The 13,305-nt window shown below is 44.1% G+C and carries 15 protein-coding genes and 1 tRNA gene; 10 read left to right on the forward strand and 6 right to left on the reverse strand.

Annotated features, from left to right (window positions below):
• The first annotated feature begins 93 nt into the window (after window positions 1-93).
• Together AAAA78_RS00490 and AAAA78_RS00495 are read left to right on the forward strand one after the other, a co-directional pair.
• Window positions 94-546 carry a hypothetical protein gene (locus tag AAAA78_RS00490; RefSeq protein WP_340589742.1) on the forward strand — a complete coding sequence of 151 codons (453 nt, stop codon included), beginning with the start codon at window positions 94-96 and terminating at the stop codon, window positions 544-546.
• 56 nt (window positions 547-602) lie between these two features.
• Window positions 603-678 (forward strand) — tRNA-Asn (locus AAAA78_RS00495).
• A gap of 72 nt (window positions 679-750) precedes the next feature.
• Here the strand turns inward: AAAA78_RS00495 and AAAA78_RS00500 are convergent.
• On the reverse strand, window positions 751-1,908 hold the full coding sequence (locus AAAA78_RS00500) for a CapA family protein (protein WP_340589743.1): 1,158 nt from the start codon (window positions 1,906-1,908) through the stop codon (window positions 751-753).
• 266 nt (window positions 1,909-2,174) lie between these two features.
• Between AAAA78_RS00500 and AAAA78_RS00505 the strand changes: the two genes are divergently transcribed.
• From AAAA78_RS00505 to AAAA78_RS00525, 5 genes are all read left to right on the forward strand, one after another.
• Window positions 2,175-2,681, forward strand: coding sequence for a hypothetical protein (locus tag AAAA78_RS00505; RefSeq protein ID WP_340589745.1), 507 nt, complete (start codon window positions 2,175-2,177; stop codon window positions 2,679-2,681).
• A 147-nt stretch (window positions 2,682-2,828) separates the two neighbouring features.
• A complete protein-coding gene (gene groES, locus AAAA78_RS00510; RefSeq protein ID WP_277576325.1) occupies window positions 2,829-3,131 on the forward strand; it encodes a co-chaperone GroES in 303 nt (100 codons plus the stop codon).
• Window positions 3,132-3,183: 52 nt separating this feature from the next.
• On the forward strand, window positions 3,184-4,824 hold the full coding sequence (gene groL, locus AAAA78_RS00515; RefSeq protein WP_340589748.1) for a chaperonin GroEL: 1,641 nt from the start codon (window positions 3,184-3,186) through the stop codon (window positions 4,822-4,824).
• A gap of 112 nt (window positions 4,825-4,936) precedes the next feature.
• Entirely contained in the window at window positions 4,937-5,620 is a 684-nt protein-coding gene (locus tag AAAA78_RS00520) for a hypothetical protein (RefSeq protein ID WP_340589749.1), read from the forward strand.
• A 30-nt stretch (window positions 5,621-5,650) separates the two neighbouring features.
• Window positions 5,651-6,511, forward strand: a complete 861-nt coding sequence (locus tag AAAA78_RS00525) for an SDR family oxidoreductase (protein ID WP_340589750.1) — start codon at window positions 5,651-5,653, stop codon at window positions 6,509-6,511.
• On the opposite strand, the gene AAAA78_RS00530 is transcribed toward AAAA78_RS00525, so the two are convergent.
• Window positions 6,508-8,082, reverse strand: coding sequence for a hypothetical protein (locus AAAA78_RS00530; RefSeq protein ID WP_340589751.1), 1,575 nt, complete (start codon window positions 8,080-8,082; stop codon window positions 6,508-6,510). The two genes, AAAA78_RS00525 and AAAA78_RS00530, sit on opposite strands and share 4 nt — an antisense overlap.
• Window positions 8,083-8,159: 77 nt before the next feature.
• Here AAAA78_RS00530 and AAAA78_RS00535 point away from each other — a divergent pair, with 77 nt between their 5' ends.
• The 3 genes from AAAA78_RS00535 to AAAA78_RS00545 are packed head-to-tail and all read left to right on the forward strand — an operon-like array spanning window position 8,160 to window position 10,024.
• A complete protein-coding gene (locus AAAA78_RS00535; RefSeq protein WP_340589753.1) occupies window positions 8,160-9,341 on the forward strand; it encodes an autotransporter outer membrane beta-barrel domain-containing protein in 1,182 nt (393 codons plus the stop codon).
• 43 nt (window positions 9,342-9,384) lie between these two features.
• The gene (locus AAAA78_RS00540; RefSeq protein WP_340589754.1) at window positions 9,385-9,777 is read left to right on the forward strand and encodes a response regulator; all 393 of its coding nucleotides are present in this window, start codon (window positions 9,385-9,387) and stop codon (window positions 9,775-9,777) included.
• Window positions 9,764-10,024 carry a hypothetical protein gene (locus tag AAAA78_RS00545; protein ID WP_340589755.1) on the forward strand — a complete coding sequence of 87 codons (261 nt, stop codon included), beginning with the start codon at window positions 9,764-9,766 and terminating at the stop codon, window positions 10,022-10,024. The genes AAAA78_RS00540 and AAAA78_RS00545 overlap by 14 nt, the downstream gene beginning before the upstream one ends.
• Before the next feature lie 22 nt (window positions 10,025-10,046).
• Here AAAA78_RS00545 and AAAA78_RS00550 read toward each other — a convergent pair whose 3' ends face one another.
• The 4 genes from AAAA78_RS00550 to AAAA78_RS00565 form a co-directional block, all read right to left on the reverse strand.
• The gene (locus AAAA78_RS00550; protein ID WP_295905158.1) at window positions 10,047-10,241 is read right to left on the reverse strand and encodes a hypothetical protein; all 195 of its coding nucleotides are present in this window, start codon (window positions 10,239-10,241) and stop codon (window positions 10,047-10,049) included.
• Between the two features lie 191 nt (window positions 10,242-10,432).
• Window positions 10,433-10,726, reverse strand: coding sequence for a hypothetical protein (locus tag AAAA78_RS00555; protein WP_295905161.1), 294 nt, complete (start codon window positions 10,724-10,726; stop codon window positions 10,433-10,435).
• Window positions 10,727-10,742: 16 nt separating this feature from the next.
• Window positions 10,743-12,398 (reverse strand): DUF6531 domain-containing protein, encoded by a 1,656-nt coding sequence (locus tag AAAA78_RS00560; RefSeq protein WP_340589758.1) that lies wholly within the window; start codon window positions 12,396-12,398, stop codon window positions 10,743-10,745.
• 31 nt (window positions 12,399-12,429) lie between these two features.
• Window positions 12,430-13,305 carry a type II secretion system F family protein gene (locus AAAA78_RS00565; RefSeq protein ID WP_295905165.1) on the reverse strand — a complete coding sequence of 292 codons (876 nt, stop codon included), beginning with the start codon at window positions 13,303-13,305 and terminating at the stop codon, window positions 12,430-12,432.

The raw sequence follows: 13,305 nt of genomic DNA on the forward strand, positions 1-13,305 counted from the left end.
GGAGGTCGTTTCGGAAAAATTTAGTAAGGTCCCGAGACTAGTTCACGATCCATTCCTGGACTTTCATCGGAGCTTTACACTAATGTAAATAACATGAAGCTAGGTCTGATTTTAAAAGTCTCTATGTTGTTATTGGCTCTTGTGGTCGTGATTTACGGAATCAAGGCTTTGCAGTCGCCAAAAGTTCAAACCCAAGCAGGTGACCCCAGCAGCGTTGTCGGTTTGCTTTTAGGTGGCGATCAACGTCTTTTGAATTGGTGTCCCGGCGATACCGCAAAGGTCGAAATTTTTTCTGAAACGGGGGAGGTTTTAAAAACCCTGACCTCCAAGCAGGATCTTTCTGCGGTTTGTGAACTGATGATTGGGGGATTTACCCAAGATCCGGCGGAGACTCCGGTTTATAAGCTTAAGTTGAAGGCATATCCCGGTTCAGGAAATCCCGTGTCACTGGAAAAAGCTGTCCAATCCCCTATTTTTCGGGTTCAGGGAATGCCGTTTTCATCGCCGGGGCTGGTTAAAGTTCTGGAAAGGCTTGCAGTTCCTTAAGATTATTCTGTTTGACAAAATGGGGGCAGAGGCCCTAATTTAGCTTTTCACCGAGTTCAGAAGTAGCTCAGTCGGTAGAGCAAGCGGCTGTTAACCGCTGGGTCGGGGGTTCGAGTCCCTCCTTCTGAGCCATTTATTTTCTAATAAATGTGATTAAGAAAGCCAGGCTGATAAGCTTGGCTTTTTTATTTTTAAATCCCTGATTTATTTCATTGAGAACTGACCCGCGCACATTGTTTTGGCGCGGATCGAAGTCATTTGACTGTCGCAGAAAATCCCGCGACCTGTAACCGGATCAAGTTGCAAGCGCATTGCATAGTTTTGCAGTTGCATCGCTGAAAGTTGGTTAAGACTTCCAATTCGTGCGGCGGCTTTATCTGCTGGCATGGGAGCTGTGCGATTGTGTGTGTTTGTCAGAGGAATCACTTCAACGGCATCGACTTTTACTTTGCCTGTAGCAGGGTCTCTTTCTAAATACAGACGAGAGAACATTCCCCAATCCGTATTTGGATCTGATTTTTTAGTGATGTCAGCTGAACCCACCATCAAATAGTTTCCAAGGCTATAGTAAATCAAACGGTCGCCCCATTTTTCAATAGGACGAATCACATGCGGGTGATGACCGATAATTAGGTTCACTCCACCGTATTGGATAGCGTATTCAAAGCGAGATTTTTGTCCGTCTTCTAAAGTAGGCTTTCCTTCAACGCCAAAATGAATCGAAAGAATTTTATAGTCAGCTTTCGTGCGAGCAAAGGCCGTGACAAGTTCTTTATAATCTCTGTCGTCGCGGATAAGAAGCATTCCGACGTTTTCATTGGTGGCGCGGAAACGAGGTTCACCAATCGACATCGATGCAAAGGCAAAACGAATTCCATTCACGTCAAACACTTTGGGCTCTAAAACTTGCTTTCGCAAACCGACACCGTCGTAAATCACGCGAGGAAATTCTGCTTTGAGTTTATCCATCTCATAAACTGTCTGCTGCATTCCCGGCAGGCCATAGTCATAAGTGTGATTGTTAGAGACGTTGAAAAGATTAAATCCAAGTTCGATCAAATGGCGAACGGCATTAGGATGACTCTTAAACGCAAACTTTTTGTCTTCGTCTTTAAGGTCATTTGTTGAAGACACAACGGTCTCGATATTTGCGAAATTGATGTCACCATTAATTAATGGTTTTAATTGCGTCGTGAAAGAGTTCCAGCGGGCAAGAGTGTCTCCGTAAAGAACTCCGTTGGGATCGACAACCTGACGATTGCGGTTAAAGTTCACGTCGCCACCCATGGTAAGAACCACGTCCGCGCGAGCGTTCAGTCCTAAAATCAAGATAAGTACCGAGATGACTTTTTGTTTTCCCATACTCAAAAACACTTCAAGTGCCATGCCCTGTCAGAGGGAAAATAGCGTCTTTTTACGAGAAGAAACTGTCTCAGCCTTAGTCAGCAGACGAATTTGGGAAAAGCTTGTTGGACCCCATAAAGTGTAAAACCAAAATTGTCTCAAAGTAACACGTTTGGGCTTCGGGAATGCGTCAGATCCCATATATTGCAAATGAGTCATCTTGCAGGCGGCACAACCCTTGTAATATGGCCTTCTGGAATTGTGGACGTCTGTTGGAGGAGCTCATGCGCTTTCTTAAACTTTTACCTCTTATCGCCTTTTGGTCTATGACCGCTTTTGCTATGAAAGCGGGAGCCCAGGTGAAAAGCTATCGCGAATGGAAATCTGAGCAAGTCGTTCTTGCTGAGGGAAAAGTTTCTACTCTGAAAGCTCAAATCGCGGCGAAGAAATCATCTCGCACAATGGCGTTGGGTACGGACCCTAATATGGCCAATAAGGCGGCGGTAGAGGCCGTTTCTACTCAAGATAAATCTGTTGAAAAATTAGAGCGTCAGTTGCGTGAAGAACAATACGATCTGGATGTCGCTAAGGATCTTTCAGTGACGGACTATTTCGTGGGTTATTTGACGAAGGTTCAAGATAAGAAGTCTGCTTTTAACGAAGTGGCAGGCAAGCTTTCCGCTGAGGAAGTGGCAGAGCTTATGACGGCTTACGCAAACTCTGTTTTCGGCGCCCACGCTGCGGACCTTCCGGTCAGTGCTACAAACGTTGGTAAAGACGCTATTAAATAAATTTTTTGATCTAATAAATCCTCGAAAATTCTCATTTACTCGCCGCATTAAGTTGTGCCTTAAAGAAAAATAAGGCACCCGACCTTGACTCTTTCTGGGGCACCTTCATATTACCTTCGTTGTTATATAACTAAACGGAGGCACACTATGGCTAAGAGTGAAATTGGCGTTCGTCCATTGCACGACAGAATCCTTGTTCGCAGAATGGCGGAAGAAGAAAAAACCGCTGGCGGACTTTTCATCCCAGACACTGCAAAAGAAAAACCACAAAAAGGTGAAATCATTGCGACTGGTAAAGGTCGTATCACTGAAGACGGAAAAGTTCTTCCGTTGGAAGTTAAAGTTGGCGACAAAGTTCTTTTTAGCAAATATGCGGGAACTGAGTTGAAACTTGAAGGCGCAGAATATTTGATGATGCGCGAAGAAGACATCTTGGGTGTTTTCAACTAACACGCAAGCAGTACGCGTTTAACTTTTTAATAAATTAAAAACGGAGTAAATTATGTCTAAAGTATTAACATTCTCAGAAGACGCTCGCGCGCACATCTTGAAAGGTGTGAACACTCTTGCGAACGCAGTAAAAGTAACTTTGGGACCTAAAGGTCGTAACGTTGTTATCGACAAATCTTTCGGTTCTCCTCTTATCACTAAAGACGGTGTAACTGTTGCTAAAGAAATCGAATTGGAAAACAAATTCGAAAACATGGGCGCTCAAATGGTTAAGGAAGTTGCTTCTAAAACCAACGATGAAGCCGGTGACGGTACAACAACTGCAACTGTTCTAGCTCAAGCGATCTACCGCGAAGGTGCTAAACTTGTTTCTGCAGGTCACAACCCAATGTTCATCAAACGCGGTATCGACAAGGCTGTAGCGACTGTTATCGACGAACTTAAAGCAATGTCTAAACCTGTTAAAGGTTCTAACGAAGTTGCTCAAGTTGGTTCAATCTCTGCGAACAACGATAAAGAAATCGGTCAAATGCTTGCAGACGCTATGGATAAAGTAGGCCGTGAAGGCGTTATCACTATCGAAGAATCTAAAACTGCGAAAACAGAAGTAACAGTTGTAGAAGGTATGCAATTCGACCGTGGTTACTTGTCTCCATACTTCGTAACTAACGCAGAAAGAATGGAAGCAGTTCTTGAGAACGCTTACGTTCTTGTTTACGACAAAAAAATCTCTTCAATGAAAGATATGATCGGTATCCTTGAAGGTGTTGCTAAGCAAGGTCGTCAATTGTTGATCATCGCTGAAGACGTTGAAGGCGAAGCACTTGCAACTCTAGTTGTGAACAAACTTCGTGGCACTCTTCACATCTGTGCTGTTAAAGCTCCTGGCTTCGGTGATCGTCGTAAAGCTATGCTTGAAGACATCGCGATCTTGACTGGCGCGAAAGTGATCTCTGAAGACATCGGCCGCAAACTAGAACAAGCAACTGTTGCTGATCTTGGTGTTGCGAAACGCATCGTTGTAGACAAAGACAACACAACAGTGATCGATGGCGCTGGTAAAAAAGCTGATATCACTGCACGTGTTTCTGCTATCAAAGCTCAAATCGAAGAAACTACTTCTGACTACGACAAAGAAAAACTAAAAGAGCGTTTGGCTAAATTGGCTGGCGGCGTAGCTGTTATCCACGTTGGTGCTCCTTCTGAAGTAGAAATGAAAGAGAAAAAACACCGCGTAGAAGACGCTTTGAACGCGACTCGCGCAGCTGTTGAAGAAGGCATCGTAGCTGGTGGTGGTACTGCTTTGCTTCGCGCTTCTCAAAAAGTTGATAAAACTAAATACTCTGAAGAAGAGGCATTCGGCGCTATGATCATCAAACGCGCTTGCGAAGAGCCAATTCGTCAAATCGCTGCGAACGCAGGTCTTGATGGCGCGATCGTTTTGGATCGTATCCTTCAAAACAAATCTGTTACTTGGGGATTCAACGCTTACTCTGACGAATACACTGACTTGATCAAGGACGGTGTTATCGATCCAGTTAAAGTTGTTCGTTGTGCATTGACGAACGCAGCTTCTGTTGCGTCTTTGATGCTGACTACTGAAACAATGATCGCTGAAGCTCCTAAGAAAGAAACTGCAGCTCCTGCAATGCCAGACCATGGCGGCATGGGTGGTATGGGCGGCATGATGTAATCTGCCCTCAACCGAGGTAGCTAATATAAAGCGGAAGTTCCTAACGGACTTCCGCTTTTTTATTTTGAAATAGTTGATGATCGTCCATTGAATTCGGAATACGCTGACTCCAATGGAAAAGATCAGCTTCAATATCGATAATTTGACCGGCGAGGCTCTTCGACTAAATGCCTCTTCTCCTTCACGAGCAGTTCTTTTCGCTGCCGGTGGTGGGGGAAATCCTGAACGTCACCTTCCCTTGCTAAAGGTGCTATCTGAAAGCGGCTGCACGGTCATTGCTCCCTATTTTGAAAGACTTGCTTCGTCACGACCCAGTTTGGATGAACTTCACTCACGTGTGAATTCTCTGCAAGGCGCGCTCAACATTATTGGTGAATCCAATCTGCCAATCATCGGAATAGGTCACTCCATTGGAGCGACTCTGTTGTTGGCTCTCGCAGGGGGACAAATGTGGATGCGAGAAGGACAGAGATTTCTAGTTACGCGCGATGAGCGTATTAAAAAACTTGTGCTTTTCACGCCGCCAACGGGCTTTTTCCAAGCGCCAAAGTCGTTAGAGAATGTTCACGCTTCCATACAGGCTTGGGCGGGCTCCTTAGACACATTCACACCACCTCAACAACTTGAGATCTTGAAGGAGTCGCCGCATATCCATCTTGAAACTCGGATCATCGAGGACGCGGGTCATTTTTCATTTATGAATACACTTCCGCCAAATGTGGTAGATACGGTGAAAGATCGAGAACTTTTCTTAACGAATCTCGCGGCAGATGTTTGCGACTTTGTGATGTCCTAAGGGTCACGGTTAAATAAACGGGAGTTTTCTATGAATGAGGTTTTAATCACGGGCGCTTCTTCGGGAATTGGTTATGCACTGACTGAATCTTTTCTGCAAAGGGGAGATACCGTTTGGGCGGGCGTAAGAAAACCGGAAACTCTGAAAGCTCTTCAAGAAAAATATCCCGCACTTTTGAATGTTCTTAAACTTGATGTGACTTCCGCAGCCGATATCGAGTCGGCATGGCAGACAATCTCTTCTAAAAATTCTGACAAGAAGTTTATATTAGTAAATAATGCTGGCGTTGCTGTTGGCGGACCGATTGAATCTTTGCCGTCTCTTGAATGGAAAAATCTTTTTGATGTGAACGTTTTGGGTCTTGTGGCAATGACGCAAAAATTTTTACCGCGTCTTCGTGAAACACAAGGGCGCATTGTGAATATCGGCTCTATCAGCGGGCGTATTGCGACACCCTACCTCGCACCCTACTGCTCTAGTAAATTTGCTGTGCGTGCGATCACAGACTCTTTACGCCGTGAAATGCGCTCTTTAGGTGTGAAGGTGATCTTAATTGAGCCAGGTCCGATCAAAACGCCGATCTGGGAAAAATCGATTGAGCACAGTCAGGATTTAAAAAAGCATATCTCGGGCGAGCAAATGAAAATCTATGGTCCGGCGATTGAAGCACTCACGTCAGCAGTTGAAGATGTGGCGAAGTCGGCGGTGCCGGTTTCCTGGGTTACGGATAAGGTTTTGCATGCAGTGAATGCCGCAAATCCAAAAGCCTACTATTTGATTGGAAAAGGAATTTGCTTTCAGGCGTTTTTAGCAAAGCATCTTCCAGTGAAGTGGCTTGATGCTCTGCTTGCAATGGGATTTCGTTTTAAAAAAGGCAAAGCACCTGTTTAGAACAAGTACTGAACGCCGCCCATCAGTGTTGTCATCTTGTGACTGACACTGGATGCGGATTCCGTGCGAGTTCCCGTGCCGCTAAAGTCAGAGTTGTAATTTTCTAACAAAAGCTCTCCGCGGATTTTAAAACGTGTCTTCATTTTGTAATCCACGAAGAAACTAAATGAATTGATCTTGTTATCTGAAGAACTTCCGCTTGTTTTGTTTTCGCTTAATGAAGGATTTAGGAAGAAATCAAGCTTCCCGCCGATATCCACAGGGATTTCCTCAGAGAGTGGAAACTGTCCGGCAATGCTTAATGCGAATCCGCCGTACTTCATTGTTGTGAATGCTGTGGGGGTGCTGTCATCAATTGTGAAGTTGGTATTGAGGTAGCCTGCACCAATTTGCAATTTAGGACCGAAGTAGTCGTTGGTGAGAAGGAAGTTGTAACCAACATTCACTCCATATTGCCCCATCGCCATATTGAGTTTGCTTGGCGATGATCCCGTAAGACCGTTATCAATCGAAAAGACGGCCTGACGAAGTTGAATGCCCATGTACCATTCAGGATTGAGCCACAATTCACCACGCACCATGATGTTTGGAGCAAGGTTTGTGCTGCCACTCACAGAACCTGAAGTCACAAGACTTGCATTCTGTGTGTAGTTAGAAAGGCCCGCCATCAATTCGATCTTTCCGTATTGGGGAGGCATTGTCGGAAGCCACTCTTGCGGTTCTTCTCCGAAAGCGACGTCTTTATCGGGGCGCGTGGAAATATCCTGCAAAACTTTTCCAGAAGGAGTCGTGACAGGCACAGAGTATTTCACAAATTCGTCAGGCATGACTTTGGAACCAACAGCGATGACACCTGGTTCTTTTTCCATTTCAACGTAACCAAAGCTTAAATACGGTTCGACTTTAAAAAGTTTCACGCGACCTAAAACTTCTTTTTCAGTACTGATCATGAAATTTAATTTTGGATGGCGATTAACCTTGATGATTTGCACAACAGAAACGCGGCTATCAGGTTTTAAACCATAAGCGCTTCCCAAATTCAAAGTCACTTGTTGACCTCGACGACTCAGGATCGATGCTCTAAAAGGCATGCGGTATTTTAGATTTTCAAAAAGTTTTCTGACTTGTGCGCGCACTTCGGCGGTTTCAAAACCTTTGAAATCCGCAAGGACTTCCTGCAACAGCGGCAGCCCTTCGCGACCTACAAAAAGAGTGAGTGTGATAGAGATACCGCGAGGTCCCCGTAAAATTTTGGAAGTGAGAGCCGCTTCGCTTTTTGCTGCTTGTAAAATCTTTTGAACATCATCGGGGCGCTCATCTAAAAATTCAGATTTGATTTTGAGATCCGCAGGATAGTTTGCTAGAGACCACTGCTTGTCTTCATTAAGAAGTTGGCGAAGTTCTTCTTCTACGGGGCGAGCATAAATTCCACCGACGTTGTCTGTTGTTGGAACCAGAACGATGGATTTAATAGCCAGATCTTGGTCAGCGTTACTGACATAAGTGTTCTGGGCATTAGTCTGGCTAGCACAAATCGCGACGAAGAAAAAACTAAGAAGAAATGATTTCATAAAATAATTCTGCCTGGCCTCTGAAAACTCGTCAATTTGACGTCAAGTAATTCGGACCGAGAGCCGAAATATTTCTTATGAAGTCTTCTCTTTCTTTTTTCATTGTTGTCGGATTGTTGACCGTGAGTTTTCAAACTCATGCGCAAACAAGTCTTGAAGGTTTCTCTTCAGGTCGTTATGAAGTCCGTAAAAGCGCAAAAAAGGTTCGTCGTCCGGCCTCGGAGGGTGAGGCTACGCCTGTGGTTACTGATGGCGATGGCGTGAAGGTGCGCACTTTAAAAGCCAGCGAACTGGAAGCGGAAGAAAAAGCCCGTAAAGAAGCTGAATTGGCGAAAATCGAAGCTGAAAAGAAAGAGGCAGAGAAAAAAGCCCTTGAAGCCAAAGTGGCGCAAGAGGCTGCAAAATCTAAGACCGAAACGTCCAGTCCAGGTGCAACGGCCGCTTCGGATGTCCAAGAACCTGGAATCAGTGAGCAGGCGGAAAGTCTTTTCTCTAGCAAAGCAGAAAAGATCTATGATTTTTATCGTGAGACCATTCATCCCGATGATATTCGTAATAACCGCGTGGAATTGGATGTGATGCCAGTCGTTGCGTACAATGACTCTCAATCTAACTATTCCTACCGTGATTATCAAAGTTTCTTTAATGCTCTGAAATTTAAAACAAATGTATGGCTAACACCTCTTATTGGTGTGAGCGGACAAATCATGTTTTCTTTTGCGGCGGATGTGGATGCTGTAAGTGGTTCATCACGTGTTCCTGCGAAGTATGAATTTGTGGATCTAGGTGTGAACTTTAGAAAGTTTTTTGGTGTTTCTCGCAAATCGAGTTCCGTGGAATTTTCTATTCTTCTTAGTGACAATAAAATGAATGTACCAAGTGACAACACATCAAGAGCCCGTTTGAAATCGCAAGGTTTCGGTGTGGGTTTAAAAGCACGCATTCCAAGTTCTCAAAATTATTCATGGGTTATTGGCGGAAGTTTCTTCCCGCGTTTGCAACACACAGAAACTGAAACGGGAGCAGCGATCAAATCGGGATCTTCTGAAGAGAGCATCCGTATCGGTCTTGATCTGGGTGGCGAGTGGAAATTCACACGCGAAAGTCAGATGATTTGGAATTTGGGTTTAAGTGCTGAACGAAACGTTTTTGATGGCAACGCGAACTTGCCAGACCCAAGTACAGGGACAACGCCTTCCAACGTCAGCGTGACAAACTCACTGTATATGTTCTCCCTAGGCTATCGTTGGGGCCACTAAAATCCACTAATCAAAAGTCCTCATAAAATTTATACTGAAGCGGATGAAGATACGTTTTGCTGTCGTAGACGACGCCGCTTTTTTACGTGAACTTGTGAAGAACATTGTGACTTCCGCTGGAGGCACTTGCGTGGGTGAAGCCGCTAATGGTGATGAAGCCGTGGCGCTTGTCGAATCCACTCTTCCCGATCTGGTTTTTTTAGATATGGTGATGCCACTTAGAAATGGCATTGAGACCGCTAAAATTATCAAAGAACTTCATCCGGAAATTAAAATCATCGGTTGTTCTACGATTGATCAAGAGGCACTTGTACAAAAAGCTTATGACTCTGGCTTTGATGACTACATCACAAAGCCATTCAGCAAAGAACAGATTTTAGAATCAATTAAAAAAGTATTACCGCATCTAGGAGAATCAACTCATGGAAGAACTTAAATTTGTCTTGAAGTGTTTTGCTTGCACGGCACTTTTGATCGTTCTTATGCAAGTCAAAGTCGGTGGAGCTTCCATCGAAAATCACTCGTTCCATTGGTTGCAAAATTCAACAGTATCTCAATACATTCAAAGTGCAGCCGCTGGTGGAGCTATGGCTTTGCGTAATCTTGGCAAAAGTTTGAAAGAAGGCGTGGCTAGCACGGTCGACGGATTTCAAGAAGGCGCTCACGAAAAAGCAGTTCGCTAACGCCTTCCTGAAAAAGTGGAAATTATCTTACACCTGACTGAGTCTTATCTGACGTTTTCACAGTCGTCTTGGAAGCCTTCGCTGGGTTTGTGTCTTTCAAAAGATCATTTGAAGCAGAGGCCACTCTGTGTGAGCACTTCGGGCTTGCAACAGATGCAGACGCAAATGCGAAAGTAACAACAGACATAGCGATAACGGTTTTAACCATCTTCTTCATAGGAACTCCTTTGTAACGAGTACAAAAAATATAAATCTACTCAGAAGAATGCTAATGCATCGGATGTGCCATAAAGTTCGTCTCAAAACGAGACACCAAGAGCAAAATCAACCAACTTTGAGACAAAATAAAAGGGCTTTGGATGACCAAAGCCCTTTTTAGGTTATCGAATGCCAAGATTCTAGACAGTTTTAACGAGTGCCTTCGCGAGTTGTCGGCGAAGTGTTATCTGGAGCTGCTGTGCCCGCAGGTCTATAAGTCGTATTATCGCCAAGGCGACCGTGCTTCATGCGAGCGATACACTCTGGGCACACGCCCGGAGCTGCCACGTCAGCCTCAGAAGGCTTACCGCCTTGAGCTTCATTTGGATCTTCACCAGGATTTACTGTTCTCTTTGAATCATCCTCTTGTGCAAAGGAGGAGGTGCTCACAAATGCGGAGCCAAGACCAGCCAACAAAATGGAAAGAACTAAAAGTCTTTTCATAAATTCACCTTCTCCTTTATAGATACAATTCCGCTGTTGCAGGGGCAATAATATCTAGCAGGTTGTTGAATGTACTTGCAACTTGCATAGCAACAGAAGGACCTTCTTTGCTATCCACTTTGTTGATATCCCCATTTGGTTTATAACTTACTACAATTGTTCCAAGACCAGGACGAGTGACGATGGAAGGTTTTCCATAACGCTCTTCGTATTCAATCTTAACAACTTTTTTTGCATGATCCGTGATTGTCGCAATACGACCACGGTTATCGTAAGTCATATTGATTTTTTGACCGTCACTATTTTGCGCATAAGTCAGATTGCCCTTGGCATCGTACTTAAACTGCGTGTTCTTCACAGAGACCTTAGCCCCTTTTTCATTAAAGAACGTGCTAGTAACAGCGCTGACTTTTTTGATCTTTGGATCATACTCAAACGCCATACGCACATTGGGAGCCGCTTTTACTTTTACAAGTCCATCTGGATAGTACTCGTAAGAAACGCGATCGGCGTTACGACGGATGGAAACCGGTTTTCCAAACACGTCATGATAAGTGATATCCGTCACATTGCCGTTGACTGTCGTCATCACTCTTTGCAGGAAGTATTGACCGTCAGCGCGTTGTTGGTGCCAGAATTCGTATTTGTTATCTGCCATCACTTCTTTGCCGCAAGTTTTCTTCACTGTCGACCAATAGTGATTTTTAGGGTCGTTAGCAGAGAATTCGTATTTATAAGACTCTAAACACTTGTCACGACCTGCAAACGCTGTCACCCAGTCGTTCTTTTTATCGTATTTAATTGCGATAAAAGTTTTATCCGGCCAAGTTGCTTTTGTGAGATTGTGAAGTTCGTCGTATTCGTAAGTATAAGTTTTCAACCAAGCGTTCTTTACAGAAGCAAGGTCATCTAAATTTGCAAACTTATAATCCGCCATCAAACCGTTCGGGCCTGTGATGGATTTTACTTTTTTGTTTTGATAGTACTTAAAGTTCAAACGACGGCCGTTGTTGTCTTGAATAGAAGCGATCACGTCTTTGTCGTAATCAAACTTCAAGAAGTTGCCGTTTTTATCATAGATATGAGTCAATTTTCCTTGCGGGCTAAAGCGTTGAGCACTGCCGTCTGGAAGATTGCGTGTGTAATATGTTTTGTTGAAAACAAAGTGTTCAACTTCGCGACCGTTTGCATAGAACTTCGTACCTTCTTTAACAGGAACAGAAATTCCATATTTTGCCGCGAACTCAGAGCGAGCGCTGTCATCTTCAAGAAGCTGAGTTTTCAAACTCGTCAAGTAAGCCTCTGTCAGACCCACTTTCTTTTCAGCTTTCATTTTAGTGATGATTTGAGCAATTGTGTTTTCCACATCTTTGCGTGTGACTTCGCGAGGAGCAAACGTCACTTCCAAACCGCCACCACATTCTTTAACTTTGATATTTCCTTCAGCGTTGACTTCCATCGCTGTTTCGAAATCTGAGCACCATCCGAAACCAAACATACCATTGAAAAGTGAACGGCTGTTGTAAGTGCGCACGATTTTCAAATCGTAACCGCTGCCTGGCACATCCATATCAATCCATGTATTGGAGTAGTTGGCATTTTTCATATCAACAAGCGCGTAAGCTTGTGCTGAAAAAAGAAAAGCGAACGCCAAAATTGCCTTCTTCATCATTATCGGTACCCTCTTCCTAGAAACTGACAAACTACACTTTAATGGTAACAAGCTTTTTAATGACTATGCCACCGATTATTTGCAGACCAAGCATCATAAACAACAACACTAGACCTAGGGTTGTGTTAAACATTGGTTTGATAAAACCCGGGTCTATCACCATAAAGACGGCCATTAAGATAAATGGAATCATGGTGACGATAATTCCTTGCATGAGGCCTTGTGCAGTCAGAGCTTGAATTTTTTTCTCTACTTTTTGTCTTTCACGAATGACCGTGACGATAGTCTGGAAAGTCTCCGCCAAGTTACCGCCGGTCTCTTTTAAAATATTGATCGACGTCACAAACATCTGAACGTCAGGACGGGGAATGCGCTGGCCTAAATCATTCAGCGCACTTTCAAAACTGTCACCCACTTGCATTTGATAAAGAACTTGCGCGAATTCCTGACTGATAGGATTTCCCATAATCTCTACCACACGCTTCATGGACTCTTGAGGATTGGAGCCGGCTTTAATACCGTTAGCCATAATAGTAAGACCATCCACCATTTGGTCCACGAATCGTGTGCAACGTTGTTCGTAGGTGAGTTTCACAACAAACAAAGGCAACTGCCAACCACCGACAGTGATAGCGGCACCAAAAATAAATCCGATAAGAACGCTTGGCCAAACAGCCAAGAAAACCAAAGCTCCCATACCAAAACTCACCAAGAGAATCAGAATGGTGATTTTCTTTTCGTTCACGTCGTTCCCCATCAAACGAAGCATGCGAATCACCTCATCACGCTGTCCAAGACTGCGCTTATGGAGCCACGCAATTGTTTTGTCAGCCCAAAGGATAACAAAAACAAAAACGCAGATTCCAAAAAGAGGGATTAACACCCATTCGTTAGCGAGAAACTTCAT

Source organism: Bdellovibrio sp. BCCA, assembly GCF_037996825.1.
Classification (GTDB): domain Bacteria; phylum Bdellovibrionota; class Bdellovibrionia; order Bdellovibrionales; family Bdellovibrionaceae; genus Bdellovibrio.

What these genes read in the sequence shown, in the direction of transcription:
- AAAA78_RS00505 (WP_340589745.1), top strand. Translation starts at nt 2,175, where the DNA reads ATGCGCTTTCTTAAACTTTTACCTCTTATCGCCTTTTGGTCTATGACC.
- AAAA78_RS00490 (WP_340589742.1), top strand. Translation starts at nt 94, where the DNA reads ATGAAGCTAGGTCTGATTTTAAAAGTCTCTATGTTGTTATTGGCTCTT.
- AAAA78_RS00545 (WP_340589755.1), top strand. Translation starts at nt 9,764, where the DNA reads ATGGAAGAACTTAAATTTGTCTTGAAGTGTTTTGCTTGCACGGCACTT.
- AAAA78_RS00560 (WP_340589758.1), bottom strand. Translation starts at nt 12,398, where the DNA reads ATGATGAAGAAGGCAATTTTGGCGTTCGCTTTTCTTTTTTCAGCACAA.
- AAAA78_RS00500 (WP_340589743.1), bottom strand. Translation starts at nt 1,908, where the DNA reads ATGGGAAAACAAAAAGTCATCTCGGTACTTATCTTGATTTTAGGACTG.
- groL (WP_340589748.1), top strand. Translation starts at nt 3,184, where the DNA reads ATGTCTAAAGTATTAACATTCTCAGAAGACGCTCGCGCGCACATCTTG.
- AAAA78_RS00525 (WP_340589750.1), top strand. Translation starts at nt 5,651, where the DNA reads ATGAATGAGGTTTTAATCACGGGCGCTTCTTCGGGAATTGGTTATGCA.
- AAAA78_RS00565 (WP_295905165.1), bottom strand. Translation starts at nt 13,305, where the DNA reads ATGAAGTTTCTCGCTAACGAATGGGTGTTAATCCCTCTTTTTGGAATC.
- AAAA78_RS00520 (WP_340589749.1), top strand. Translation starts at nt 4,937, where the DNA reads ATGGAAAAGATCAGCTTCAATATCGATAATTTGACCGGCGAGGCTCTT.
- AAAA78_RS00555 (WP_295905161.1), bottom strand. Translation starts at nt 10,726, where the DNA reads ATGAAAAGACTTTTAGTTCTTTCCATTTTGTTGGCTGGTCTTGGCTCC.
- AAAA78_RS00550 (WP_295905158.1), bottom strand. Translation starts at nt 10,241, where the DNA reads ATGAAGAAGATGGTTAAAACCGTTATCGCTATGTCTGTTGTTACTTTC.
- AAAA78_RS00535 (WP_340589753.1), top strand. Translation starts at nt 8,160, where the DNA reads ATGAAGTCTTCTCTTTCTTTTTTCATTGTTGTCGGATTGTTGACCGTG.
- AAAA78_RS00530 (WP_340589751.1), bottom strand. Translation starts at nt 8,082, where the DNA reads ATGAAATCATTTCTTCTTAGTTTTTTCTTCGTCGCGATTTGTGCTAGC.
- AAAA78_RS00540 (WP_340589754.1), top strand. Translation starts at nt 9,385, where the DNA reads ATGAAGATACGTTTTGCTGTCGTAGACGACGCCGCTTTTTTACGTGAA.
- groES (WP_277576325.1), top strand. Translation starts at nt 2,829, where the DNA reads ATGGCTAAGAGTGAAATTGGCGTTCGTCCATTGCACGACAGAATCCTT.